This is a genomic window from Flavihumibacter sp. ZG627 (assembly GCF_000814325.1).
Taxonomy (GTDB): Bacteria; Bacteroidota; Bacteroidia; order Chitinophagales; family Chitinophagaceae; genus Flavihumibacter.
This window is the reverse complement of sequence record NZ_JPHF01000002.1, coordinates 280,641-293,021: the sequence shown is the minus strand read 5'-3', so window position 1 is coordinate 293,021 and position 12,381 is coordinate 280,641. Positions and strand designations below refer to the sequence as shown.

The 12,381-nt window shown below is 44.9% G+C and carries 10 protein-coding genes; 4 read left to right on the top strand and 6 right to left on the bottom strand.

Going from position 1 to position 12,381, the window contains the following annotated elements; all coding sequences use genetic code 11:
- Nucleotides 1-8: 8 nt before the first annotated feature.
- From HY58_RS18715 to HY58_RS04695, 4 genes are all read right to left on the bottom strand, one after another.
- Nucleotides 9-3,653, bottom strand: a complete 3,645-nt coding sequence (locus HY58_RS18715; protein ID WP_052323843.1) for a hypothetical protein — start codon at nucleotides 3,651-3,653, stop codon at nucleotides 9-11.
- 20 nt (nucleotides 3,654-3,673) lie between these two features.
- Nucleotides 3,674-4,216 carry a hypothetical protein gene (locus HY58_RS04705; RefSeq protein ID WP_156123571.1) on the bottom strand — a complete coding sequence of 181 codons (543 nt, stop codon included), beginning with the start codon at nucleotides 4,214-4,216 and terminating at the stop codon, nucleotides 3,674-3,676.
- Between the two features lie 20 nt (nucleotides 4,217-4,236).
- The gene (locus HY58_RS04700) at nucleotides 4,237-6,228 is read right to left on the bottom strand and encodes a T9SS type A sorting domain-containing protein (protein ID WP_039128699.1); all 1,992 of its coding nucleotides are present in this window, start codon (nucleotides 6,226-6,228) and stop codon (nucleotides 4,237-4,239) included.
- 446 nt (nucleotides 6,229-6,674) lie between these two features.
- On the bottom strand, nucleotides 6,675-6,887 hold the full coding sequence (locus tag HY58_RS04695; protein ID WP_039128697.1) for a hypothetical protein: 213 nt from the start codon (nucleotides 6,885-6,887) through the stop codon (nucleotides 6,675-6,677).
- 141 nt (nucleotides 6,888-7,028) lie between these two features.
- Between HY58_RS04695 and HY58_RS04690 the strand changes: the two genes are divergently transcribed.
- Together HY58_RS04690 and HY58_RS04685 are read left to right on the top strand one after the other, a co-directional pair.
- Nucleotides 7,029-7,598, top strand: coding sequence for an RNA polymerase sigma factor (locus HY58_RS04690; RefSeq protein ID WP_039128695.1), 570 nt, complete (start codon nucleotides 7,029-7,031; stop codon nucleotides 7,596-7,598).
- Nucleotides 7,595-8,701, top strand: a complete 1,107-nt coding sequence (locus tag HY58_RS04685; RefSeq protein WP_039128693.1) for a serine protease — start codon at nucleotides 7,595-7,597, stop codon at nucleotides 8,699-8,701. Before HY58_RS04690 ends, HY58_RS04685 begins: the two co-directional genes overlap by 4 nt.
- Nucleotides 8,702-8,840: 139 nt before the next feature.
- On the opposite strand, the gene HY58_RS04680 is transcribed toward HY58_RS04685, so the two are convergent.
- Entirely contained in the window at nucleotides 8,841-9,737 is an 897-nt protein-coding gene (locus HY58_RS04680) for a sugar phosphate nucleotidyltransferase (RefSeq protein WP_039128690.1), read from the bottom strand.
- Nucleotides 9,738-9,780: 43 nt separating this feature from the next.
- Here HY58_RS04680 and HY58_RS04675 point away from each other — a divergent pair, with 43 nt between their 5' ends.
- A complete protein-coding gene (locus HY58_RS04675; protein WP_039128688.1) occupies nucleotides 9,781-10,680 on the top strand; it encodes a 1-aminocyclopropane-1-carboxylate deaminase/D-cysteine desulfhydrase in 900 nt (299 codons plus the stop codon).
- A gap of 39 nt (nucleotides 10,681-10,719) precedes the next feature.
- Nucleotides 10,720-11,628 (top strand): hypothetical protein, encoded by a 909-nt coding sequence (locus HY58_RS04670; RefSeq protein ID WP_039128686.1) that lies wholly within the window; start codon nucleotides 10,720-10,722, stop codon nucleotides 11,626-11,628.
- Here HY58_RS04670 and lipB read toward each other — a convergent pair.
- Nucleotides 11,612-12,328, bottom strand: coding sequence for a lipoyl(octanoyl) transferase LipB (gene lipB / locus HY58_RS04665; RefSeq protein ID WP_052323841.1), 717 nt, complete (start codon nucleotides 12,326-12,328; stop codon nucleotides 11,612-11,614). The genes HY58_RS04670 and lipB overlap by 17 nt on opposite strands.
- Between the last annotated feature and the right edge of the window lie 53 nt (nucleotides 12,329-12,381).

The following is a 12,381-nucleotide window of genomic DNA, read 5'->3' as shown; positions in this document are numbered from 1 at the left end:
TGGATTTATTATTTAACACTAACCAGTACATTGATCTTTCCAACGCCGTTGGCATTATAATCCTGCAGGGCTTTCCCAAGCACCTGTCCAACTCTTACCTTGTCGGGATCAGCTTTCATGGCTACTCCGGTGAGGGAAGAAGTTACCAGAAGGTCACCCCTTCTGATAGCTCCGCCTTCAAGGCAAACTTTCGTTGGGATTACTCCGATAACACCCATTGGAACACCATTGTCCATAGCGCCATTTACAGCATCTTCTTCGGTGAGCAGTAAACCAGGCTTGGTAGCATAAACACCGGCAACCAGTGTTGAATATGGAGCAGAGGATTTAACCATTTTGCGATCACCATCGGTAGATATTTCCAGAACATCACCGGGCTCGTAACTATTCAGGGAACCTTCTACATTAAAGAATTCTGCAACGTCGGCACCATTGGTTTGTGTACCACCATTAAAGAATGCCTTTCCGGTGCGGTCGATCCTGGCAACATTGGTAGCTCCTACCTGGAATACTGCAAGGTTGCCACTACCGGCAACATCTAAACGGGCCAGAAGAGCTGTTCCCATTGAACCACCTTCTGTATTGGCCTCTGCAAGAACACCTATACCTTCGGGTGAATTTCCACGAACACCTGCATAAGTACCATAGTTGGTACCGGCAATTGCTCCGGCAATATCACTAACGTTCATACCTGAAATTCCTTCACCACCATTATTATGGATACCCCAAACTGCGGCACCACCAAGGCTATTGGCAAAGGCCATAACACCATTTCCTTTTGTACTGGAAACACTGATAGCGTTATATTGGTCGTTAGATACGATCAGGGCATCATTATAATTGGTTCCTTCGGTCAGGTCAAAGAAGGCAGAACTTCCGTTTTTACTTTTTCCAAATACACCATATCCGCTTTCGCTAAAACCATATACACCTGATTTGGTATTTGAGCTGCCATAAACACCTATACCAGTGTTTGAACTTCCAGATACACCCATACCCCCGCCGCTATGTGCACCGAGAACACCATATCCATTCGCAGAGGTTGAAGTTACTGTACCCCTTACTGCCACTGCCGAAGCGGCAGGAGTAGCATTGGTAATTCGACCTTCAATACCTGTTGCATTGGCAGCAGAAGAGCCATTGGCACCTGCTACTGCAGTACCATAATCGGTATTACTTATGCCAAACAGATCGGAGGTACTGGCAGCCGTTGTTGTGAAAGGCAGTACGAGTCCGCCGCCACCTGCATTATCAGTTGCAGGAGCCCATTGGGTACCATTGAATTTGAGAACCTGTCCACTTATGGGGGCAGCACCACCAATGGCAACACCATTCAGTTTAGCAACTGCCGGATTGGGGAAGGTGCCACTAAGATCGCCACCTGCAGGACCACTTGGAGGAAGGGAGGTTGGAATTACTCCGGCAGAAAGCTTTGCAGCTGTAATAGATCCATCCGCGATTTTGGCAGTTGTTATTGCATTGGCTGCAACTGTTGGATTGGGATAAGTTCCGGTAAGATCACCACCCGCTGTTCCGCTCACTGGTAAAGAAGTTGGAATTACACCCGGGGCGAGTTTAGCGGCAGTGATAGAGCCATCGGCCACTTTAGCGGTTGTGATAGCAGCATCAGCTACTTTAACTGTTGTTACGGCGTTAGCGGCAATTTTATTAGCAGCAACTGCATTGTCAGCAATTTTGGTGCTGATAACTGCATTAGCTGCAATAGTTGGATTGGGATAAGATCCGGTAAGATCACCACCTGCAGTACCACTAATCGGTAAGGAAGTTGGTATTACACCTGGTGCGAGCTTGGCGGCAGTAATAGAACCATCCGCAACTTTTGCAGTTGTGATGGCAGCATCTACAAGTTTTGTTGTAGTAATAGTATTTGAAGCAATGGTTGGATTGGGATAGGTACCGGTAAGGTCACCACCCGCGGTACCACTTATCGGCAATGAGGTTGGGATAACACCGGGAGCAAGTTTAGCCGCAGTAATAGAGCCATCGGCTACTTTAACGGTGGTGATGGCATTTGCAGCTATTTTATTGGATACCACAGCATTGTCAGCAATCTTGGTGCTGTTAACTGCATTTGCAGAAATGGTTGGATTAGGATACGATCCTGTAAGATCACCACCTGCGGTTCCACTCATTGGCAGAGATGTTGGAATTACTCCTGGGGCAAGCTTTGCTGCTGTGATTGAACCGTCAGCAACTTTAGCAGTTGTGATGGCACCATTAGCGATTGTTGGATTGGGATAAGACCCTGTAAGATCACCTCCTGCCGTTCCACTCATAGGCAAAGATGTTGGAATTACACCTGGAGCCAGTTTCGCCGCAGTAATAGAACCATCGGCTACTTTGGCAGTAGTAATGGCGTTTGCGCTAATATTTAAAGATGAAATAGTATTGTCTGCTATTTTTGAACCTGTTACAGCTTTGTCGGCGATCTTAGCCGTACCAACCGCATTTGGGGAAATAGTAGGATTAGGATAAGTACCCATCAGATCACCACCGGCAGTACCGCTCATAGGTAATGAAGTTGGAATAACTCCCGGAGCCAGTTTGGCTGCAGTGATAGAACCATCCGCCACTTTTGAAGTAGTTACTGCATTATCGCTGAGGTTATTTGCAGAAATGGTATTATCAGCCAATTTGGCTCCCGTTACCGCTTTATCAGCAATCTTACCAGTACCCACAGCATTGGCTGCAATCTTGGTAGCAGATACTGCGCCATTGGCAAGGGTTGGGTTGGGATAGGTGCCAGCCAGATCACCACCTGCAGCACCAGTTGGCGCACCGGAACCACCACCAATTATCAACCCTGGGGCTAACTTGGCAGCAGTAATGGAACCATCCGCAACTTTAGATGTGGTGATGGAATTATCAGCAATTTTATTTCCTGTTACAGCATTGGCCCCGATTTTGGAATTGCCTACTGCATTGTCTGCAAGCTTATTTGAAGTGATGGCGTTATTAGCTACAGATGGGTTGGGGAAGCTACCTGTGAGGTCACCACCGGCAGTGCCAGTAGCCGAACTTCCGCCGATCACGACGCCCGGTGCCAGCTTGGCTGCCGTGATTGAGCCATCAGCAAGTTTTGTGGTTGTAACAGCTCCGTTGGCCAGTTTATCGGCAATAACCGATCCGTTTGCCAATTTATCACTGTCGACCACACCATTTTTTAAGGTAGGATTGGGGAAATTACCTGACAGATCTCCACCAGCCTGCCCAACAGGATTAGCTGATTCAGCTCTGAAAGCAAAAGGAACGCTGGTAAGCGGAGAACTACCCAATGCCATATATTGTGATCCACCTTTCGGATCCATTTCCACCTGTAGGTATTTTCCGGAATTATTAGACCAGTTTACAGATTCAAGGGTTCCTGAAACGCTGGTTGCTCCCTGGCTTCCGATGGCAGTAGAAAAAAGACCAAACTGGTTTGTTTCCACCTTTCGGACTTCCTGGTAAACGACTGCCCCGTTGGGATTTCCTTCCCTAACTGTCAGCCTTAAACTGATGGACTGGTTACCTAACGCAACTCCCGAAGCGTTTCTGGCGATACCCTGGTAATTGATCTGCTTTGGCACCTGAGCATGAAGTGAAGTGCATAAAAACAGTCCTACCACAAATGGCATAACTTGTTTTATCATTGGAATTGGATTTTGGATGGTTAATCGATCTTAATTATCTTAAATGAACCCTTTCTGACAACTGATCCCTCCACCGGCTCCAGTTCAACATACAGAAAGTATCCGCCTGTTGCCAGCTTTGTCATATTTATTGTTTGCGTGTACCCGTACCCGTAGTACTGGAACTGGCTTTGAAACACCCGTTCCCCTTTTGCACTATACAGGATGCACCTGATTCTACCGATCTGCCGCAGTGAAAATTGAACCTGCAACAGGCTGCGTACCGGGTTGGGTAGTATTTTTACTTCCCCCGGTGCAAATCCCGGATCTGAAACCATCACCAGCTGCCCCCAAAAATCGGGTTGCAAAAGGCCCTGCGTCACAAGTAATACTTTGTTGTCAGATATTCGTGTGTCAATGCGGGCGAGTTCCCCGATACTCCAGTCTACCTGGTAATTATCGTTTCTGAAGCTCCCACCCCCGGCATTCACAGCAGAACTGGTCCTTTGTTGCGCTGCTAACCCAAAGGAAATGCAACAGCCAAGGGCCATCAGGATTAATTTAAGTGATTTCTTGAATTTCATGGTTTGGATTTGGATGCTTTTTAGGGTTTTCTTCTGGTAAGGATCATTTTTTGATTCATCAGGAGGTCACCCACCTGAACCTGAACAGGATATATACCGCTGCTCCATTTATCAAACCCGTCAAATCCAATTACATTATTCCCTGAACGGAGTGTTACCCTTTTCATTTCCATTAACGCACCGGCCGCATCAAAAATTTTAATGACAGCCAAATCATTGTCTGACATAGAAGGAATAACAAGTTGCATTCTGTCCACGACCGGATTCGGGGAGATGGTAAAACTTCCTGTCGGCCGGCTTCCCCGGCTCAGGTCCAAAGGATCTGAATAACGGACGGTTCCATCTAGCCGGACCATCTTAACCCGGTAATGTACCTGGTTGCCTGCAAGGCTAGAAATGTTATCATCTGTTAAATATGTGGCATATCCAGTAGATCCATTGTTATTCAACTGTTTAACTATTGAATAATTTTTGGCATCTACACTCCTTTCAATGATATAATACTTAACATTCTCATTAGACGAAACATTGAATTCCAGTTTAACCAATGTATTCTTTAAGGATCCACTTAACTGGATACGGTTATGTGGTAAGAGTGCACAAATGGGGTCTTCTGTAATTACTACAGTATCCATGGCATATTGCCCACAGCCAGCCAGTAACTGTTGGCGAACTATATAAGTACCGGGAGTATCCACTGTAATGGAAACACCGAATGTATCGCCTACTATATTACCATCGGGGGTGATCCAGGTGTAAGTTGAGGTAGGAAGAGGATTAAGAACGCTGATGGTACTGATCATTTCATCGCCACAGATCATTGGCAGGTCTGCTGCCGCATCGGCTGCTTCGAAAGTGAAAAAGTCGAATGGACCCACAAAATCCTTCAATTCCGCTTCGAATGAAGCAGATGCCCTTGTTTTTACCAGAATACGTCTGAAGGGCATTCCACATGCACCACCACCACCCAGGAGGCTGATAGGATCAAGTCCGAGGGTGGTCATATTCACGGAGAATTCAAGAAATTGCTTCGCATCATAGGTTAATTGAACAGTGTTATTTCCCCTAACTAACTGAAAGGGCCCGGCCCATGTGGCCAGGTTATTCTGCAATCCCGAATAGAATATTTGAGTATTATCCTTAGGCCTGATATTGGCGTAACCATAAATCCCCCCTGCACCGTCAAAATCGCCCACCCAGTCAAAGTTGGGTGAATTGATTGATAGTGCGGATTGATGAACCCAAATACGGGCTTCAAGGATTGCTAGGCCACTACCGCCGAATTCGGCAGAAAAGATTACATCACCCGGAGTAGTAACCACGCCGGTGGTGGCATCAAATTTCCATGAAGTATGACCGGCATCGGGGCCATAACCAGTAAATTTACCGGTGGTCCTGTTGAAAAAGATATCTGTCTGGTACAATTCAAAGTCGAAATAGCGGCTTCCCGAGTTCACGTCTATGGCCACCCCTCCAATAAACCAGAGGGAGTCTGCGAGGGTGAGTCCTTCCCCTGCCCGCCTGACGTGAACGAACATGTCCAGAATATCATTTTTTTGTGGAATGTTACCAACAATAGTTTCTCCATCCCAGGTAGCGGGACTATCGCCGTTCTTATTGGAAATGGTGAAGACGGTAGAATCCTGGTCGTGGTAGTCGCGGATAAAAATGGCATCAATCAGCCTTCGGCCACTAACAGTATCAAAAGGGGGATAGCGCATGAGGCGGAAAAAGGGAAGTTTCCTGAAATTAGGATCCACTGCATACTTATCTGTGATAAATTTCGCGCCAGTGGTGTCAATGATAAAAATGGGAACGCCACCTAGTGGCCCAATAGGCAGGTTGGAAAACCAGTCATGGGAAAAATTTACACTTTGGGGCAACGCGCCCAAATAAGCAGCTTTCAATTCACCGTCCACTCCAAAGTTGGCTTTGTTGGCGGCTGTTGCACTTTGGGAGTATCCCTGAAAAGAAAGAATAACTCCCAACAATATGATTATTAGTCGTTTCATAACATTTAATTGACATTAATAAAAAATAGAGGTTGAAAATGGAAATACCTCTGTTTTGTCAATTGCCTGTCCATGAATGACTGGCCACCAGCAGCTGGTGACAGGGTGATAAGGTTGGCCTATTAGGCAGTTTCGGGTAAGCGTGTACAATTGCTTTCATAAGATTCTGATTTTGGACAAAGGATCTGGACAAGATAACAACGACGAACATTGCCTATTTATTCTGTTAAAAGGAATATTTTATAGGATTTTTTTTATCGTTTGGTAGAATTCCTAAGTAACTGTTTGTAATAATCCCAACTTACCAATTAATAAGCCCACAGAATCAGTAGGTTATGGGCAAAAAAAAGTCGATCCCGGTTAGAGATCGACTAATTTTTAAGCCCGATAGAGAAAGCCATCCTGCGAACAGGATATCCCTACCGATAGCTTGCCATATGAAAAACTTACTTTTTCAAAGAGTCAACTACAGCTTTAGCGCTATCAACAGCAGCATTAGCAGTAGAATCAATAGCAGCTTTAGCGCTATCAACAGTAGCAGTTACAGCTGAATCAACTGCATTAACAGTAGAATCTGCAATTTCTTCAGTTGTGTCAGCAGCGTTGTTACAAGCAGCGAAAGCGGCGGCGATAGCCAGAACAGCAAAAAACTTTTTCATGAATTTTTTTTTGTGTGTTTGAATGAATGATTTGAAGCTTTATACCCGGATAGGTTAAAAGGTAACCCTGCCATCTTAAAATATTTTTTCAGCGTTGATTACGGGTTACTATTTGTTATTTTGAGTATTAAATGAAGCAGTGTGACCACAGATCCAATAGAAAGAGAATTGTTAATGGGACTGGCCAGGAATGAAAGAAAGGCGACGGAAACCATTTATAAGCAACACTATAATATGGTACAGGCGATGGTCATAAACAATAGTGGTACAGCTGATGATGCCAGGGATATTTTCCAGGAGGCCATTATGGTTGTATATGAAAAGGTTAAAAGTGATGAGTTTGAATTACACTGCCGCCTAAAGACATATATATATTCTGTTGCGAGAAGATTGTGGCTCAAAAGGTTACAGCAAATAACGAGGTTTTCCTCAGAGGTAGATGATGTTGCAGAATCGGTGCCTGTGGAAGAGGAATTGGAGCAGCACGAACTTCAGAATCAGGCCTTCCACATGATGGAAAAGGCGATGCACAGCATTGGTGAGCCCTGTAAAAGTCTTTTGGAGTCCTATTATATACATAAGAAGAATATGGCGGAAATAGCGGGAGATTTTGGGTACACTAACGCAGATAATGCCAAGAACCAGAAGTATAAATGTTTAACCCGATTAAAGAAACTGTTTTTTGCGCAATATAAAAACCAGGCAGTATGATGGAAGATGTGCATTTATTAGAGGCAATTGAAAGGTATATCCAGGGCGAAATGAACGCCCAGGAGCAGGAATATTTCGAAGAGCTTCGCAGAACAAATCCGGAGATTGATCAACTTGTTGTGGAGCAGACCCACTTTCTCCGTCAGATTGGTAATTACAGCGATCGGAAGACATTTCGTTCCCTTTTGCAGGAAACGCATAGCAAGCTCCTTGAAAACGGTGAAATTAATACTGAATCACCGAAAGTGAAGGTGATGCAATTGGTGGACAAGTACAAGCGTGTATTAGCTCTGGCAGCATCAATTGCGGGATTAACTGCCCTGGCGATCAGCGGACTTGTTTCTTACCTCACGCCAAAAAGCAGTCCGGTTGAGATCGCCCAGCTCAAGAAAGAAATAAATGCGGTAAAGATCTCACAGAAAAAGACCCAAAACGAGATCAACACTTTTAAAACAGCCGATAAACCTGCTGAATTCCGTCCGGCCCAACCCGGAAAATTCGGGGGTACAGGATTTCTGATTGATGGCAAAGGGTACCTGGTAACTTCTGCCCATGTGGTGGCCAAAGCGGATTCTATCTATATTATCAATACAAAAGGCCAGTATATGAAGGCTAAGACTCTTCATGTTAATGACAATACGGACATCGCCATCCTTAAAATAGTAGATGATCGTTACCAGCCCATCAGGCTTCCTTATGGAATAAGGAGGGCAAAGGCTGACCTTGGAGAGCAGATCTTTACGCTGGGCTTCCCTCGTACAGAGATCGTTTATAATGAAGGTTATCTCAGTGCAAAAACAGGTTTCAATGGCGATACGATAGCATACCAGATCGCCATCTCAGCCAACCCGGGAAATTCCGGCGGTCCTATTTTCAATCATGCAGGTGAAGTGATCGGGGTGTTAAGTGGTAAGCAGTTGACAGCTGAAGGGGTTGTTTTCAGCAGCCAGAGTAAGAATATTTTCCAGGCTTTGGAAGCAATAAAGGCAGATACAACAGCAGTAACGATCAGGATGCCAACGCAGTCAAACGTGAGGGGGATCGAACGGGTTCAGCAGATAAAAAAGATCGAGGAATGTATCTATAACGTAATGAGCTATTGAGTTTGAGGATATGCTTCGATTATGTTTCGAGTATACTTCAACCATTCTTCTCCCCCACTAACTCCTGATTAAACATATAAATAAAAAAAACTGGCGTATCATCATGATGGCGCCAGTTTTTTTATGTATTAGATTACGCTCATCCCCATAAGTTCTGCGGGTACTCCCCTTTTGCGACAAGGGCATCAAGGCTGGCCTGAACACTCGGCGCATCTTCTTTATAAGTAACACCAAACCAATCGGCGGTGGTGGCGATCACCGGGATCACCCCTTTTCCGGATTTGGAGAATTCATCAGCTACAATAGGTATAAAAAATTCTGCCTTTGGATTTTCTTTATTGGCCTCCACGAAATCACGGAACATCTGATAGCTAATAGCAAAAATTGAAGGGTGGAAACACCAGAAATTCATGGATACACTGCTATCAAGCGGCAGTTCATGAGGCTCCATACCATCATCACAGGTGATTTTTCCATCCCGTAATGCGATGTTCAATCGCTCGGCAATTGACTCCAGATTGCCGTTTTCATCAAGTCTGCATACGCCCCTGTTAACTGTTCCGTGGTCAGAAAGGGTTTTGAGCAATTCATAACCAATGATGGCATAGGTGCCTTCATTACAATCATTCACCAGGAAATTATATGCCTTTTCAAATGCATCCCTGCCATAAAAATCATCTGCATTAATAACAGCGAAAGGTTCCTGAACGGCAGATTTGGCACATAGAACTGCGTGTGCGGTGCCCCATGGTTTGGTACGATCGGCGGGCACATCGCTCTCTACATAGGAATTCAGATCCTGGAATACATACTCCACTTTTATTTTCCCTTCCAGTTTTGATCCAAATTGGTCACGGAAATTCTGTTCAAAGTCTTTTCTTATTATAAAAACCACTTTTCCAAAGCCGGTTCTGATCGCATCATAAATGGAATATTCCATTATTGTTTCACCACCTGGACCAAATCCCTGTATCTGTTTGAGGCTACCATACCTGGAAGCCATTCCGGCTGCCAGTATCACGAGTGTTGGTTGCATTGTTCTAATTTTGAGTTTGAGGGCACGAATATAATATACCCCGATGAATATACCCCTTCCCCTTCATAGTATCCCTATACAATCGTTCAGATACACCGCATTGCAATCGGTTGAAACTGATATCCTCCGGCTTGACCAGCGGCATCCGGTTGTTTCAGGAAACAAATGGTTCAAATTGCAGATTTACCTGCAGAATGCAGTCGGTGAGAGAAAGAAAGGCATCCTGAGTTTTGGCGGGGTCTGGTCAAACCACCTTGTTGCGCTGGCTTATGCTGCCAGGGAGGCTGGACTTCCCTCACGTGGAATTGTGCGCGGAGAAGAAGGCAAAAAATTATCGGAAGCCCTGTCTGAAGCCAGATCATATGGTATGGAACTGGTCTTTGTGAGCAGGGAAGCCTATCGCAATCCACAAATCCTGCAGAATGACCCTTCCCTGCTACCTCCTGAGTGGCTGGTGGTGCCTGAAGGGGGCCGGGGACCCGAAGGAATTGCCGGCGCTGAAACGATCCTAAATCTTGTGCCCGATTTATCTGTCTATACGCATATATGTTGTGCTGTTGGTACCGGCACCATGCTGACCGGCATTTGCAATGCGGCACTTCCATCACAACAAATAATTGGAATCAGTAGTCTGAAGGGTAATGACCTGTTAAGCGCTTCTGTACGAAGGGGTCTCCGTGATGCTAACCGTAATTTCAGGATATTATTCGATTTTCATTTCGGTGGATATGCCAAACATCCCCCTGAGCTCATATTGTTTATGAATGAATTTTATGCCGCCACTTCCATCCCATCCGATATTGTATATACTGCGAAAATGCTATATGGTGTGGATAAATTACTTCGGGAGGACTATTTCAAAAAGGGGTCGCGGCTGCTATTGATTCACAGTGGCGGATTACAGGGAAACCGATCCTTAATGCCGGGAGAGTTGATATTTTAACGTCTGATTACCATCAGTGCTATCTTATATTTGTTAGCGATGGCAAGTATTAATTCTATGATGATCAGGCTGGGATTTGTGTTATTGTTGGCAACCTGCGCACCACAAATAAGGGCCCAGGATACACTTCCTGCGTTCAATGTGGTACTACGTTCAGGCAATAAAGTGCTGGTTAGCTGGACCAATGCCTATGGCAAAAAAATCCGCCAACTTAGTATTCAACGTTCAGCAGATAGCCAGCGCTTATTCAAGACCATCATGACCATACCTGATCCTACAGTTCTGCAGAATGGGTATCTTGATTCACGTTCGCCTGATACCAGTCAGTTTTACCGACTCTATATATTACTTGACAGTGGTCGTTATGTTTTTAGCAAAAGCCAGAAAGCAAAAACCTCTGTTCCTGCACGTGCAGTGGAGAAAAAAGAATATGTAGTTATTAAAAATGATAAGAATCCTGAAGTTTCCCCCCTTCCGGAAAAGAAGGATCCACCAAAAATAACTGAAGTCCCTGTTGTAGTTAAGCCCATTCATTATTATACGGTAAAAAGAGCAGATACTATCAAGGGGAGGATCCCGGATGCTGAACTCCGTAAATTCCGTGATTCTATCAGCTACCGCACAAAAGATACGCTTCTGGTTTCTCATCCCGATACCTTATATATCAGGCCTTTTGTTCCCCGCGATGTATTCAGGCCATCCCCCTACATATTCACAGACAGAAGGGGATTATTAAATATCCAGTTACCCCAGGCAGGGCGGAAGAAGTATAGGGTATCCTTTTTTGAAGCTGACAAATCACCCTTATTTGAGATCAGGGAGGTTGCCGAAAAGGTTTTGATCATGGAGAAATCGAATTTCATGCATGCTGGCTGGTACCTTTTTGAACTTTACGAGGATGGTGTGTTACTTGAAAAAAATCGCTTTTATATCAGTAAAGATTTCTGATAATGCTGGTGTTAATCGTTTTTAACCTGATCTGGAAGACAGTTTCAAAACTTCTTCTAACTATTTGTTTCACCTTTTCCATATCGAGTGAATGACCCAACTCCTTTTCCAATGAAGTAACAGCTTTCTGTTTTATACCACAGGGAACGATATGATCGAAATAGCTGAGGTCGGTATTTACATTAAATGCAAAACCATGCATTGTGATCCACCTGCTGCAGCGGACGCCCATGGCGCATATCTTTCTTTCTTTACCAGGAATCTGGGGGTCGAGCCACACGCCTGTTTCACCTGCTGACCGCTCCCCTTTCAAACCATAAGCTGCCATGGTGAGGATGATCACCTCTTCGAGGTTGCGCAGGTATTTCCCTATGTCGGTATAGAATTTTTCGAGGTCAAATATTGGATATCCCACCAGTTGCTGAGGACCGTGAAAAGTAATATCACCGCCCCTGTTCGTTTTGTAAAATGCGATCCCTTTCTCTTCACGCTCGGCTTCTGAAATCAGCACATGTTCCATATGCCCGCTTTTGCCCAGGGTATAAACGGGAGGGTGCTCAACAAATAAAAGGTGATGTTCCGTATTGCTGGCTTGTCCGCTACCCTTTTTAGTAACATTAGCCAGTAGAAGATCCTCCTGCATATCCCAGGCCTGCTGATAATCCATTTGCCCGAGGTCTTTATACAATACATCCTGCATCCTGCAAAATTAGCGTAAGGCTGCGTGGAGATGCCTATTTTTGCGAAAATTAG

Coding starts and splice junctions, on each gene's coding strand:
- HY58_RS18715 (WP_052323843.1), bottom strand. CDS start 3,653: ATGATAAAACAAGTTATGCCATTTGTGGTAGGACTGTTTTTATGCACT.
- HY58_RS04705 (WP_156123571.1), bottom strand. CDS start 4,216: ATGAAATTCAAGAAATCACTTAAATTAATCCTGATGGCCCTTGGCTGT.
- HY58_RS04700 (WP_039128699.1), bottom strand. CDS start 6,228: ATGAAACGACTAATAATCATATTGTTGGGAGTTATTCTTTCTTTTCAG.
- HY58_RS04695 (WP_039128697.1), bottom strand. CDS start 6,887: ATGAAAAAGTTTTTTGCTGTTCTGGCTATCGCCGCCGCTTTCGCTGCT.
- HY58_RS04685 (WP_039128693.1), top strand. CDS start 7,595: ATGATGGAAGATGTGCATTTATTAGAGGCAATTGAAAGGTATATCCAG.
- HY58_RS04680 (WP_039128690.1), bottom strand. CDS start 9,737: ATGCAACCAACACTCGTGATACTGGCAGCCGGAATGGCTTCCAGGTAT.
- HY58_RS04675 (WP_039128688.1), top strand. CDS start 9,781: ATGAATATACCCCTTCCCCTTCATAGTATCCCTATACAATCGTTCAGA.
- HY58_RS04670 (WP_039128686.1), top strand. CDS start 10,720: ATGGCAAGTATTAATTCTATGATGATCAGGCTGGGATTTGTGTTATTG.
- lipB (WP_052323841.1), bottom strand. CDS start 12,328: ATGCAGGATGTATTGTATAAAGACCTCGGGCAAATGGATTATCAGCAG.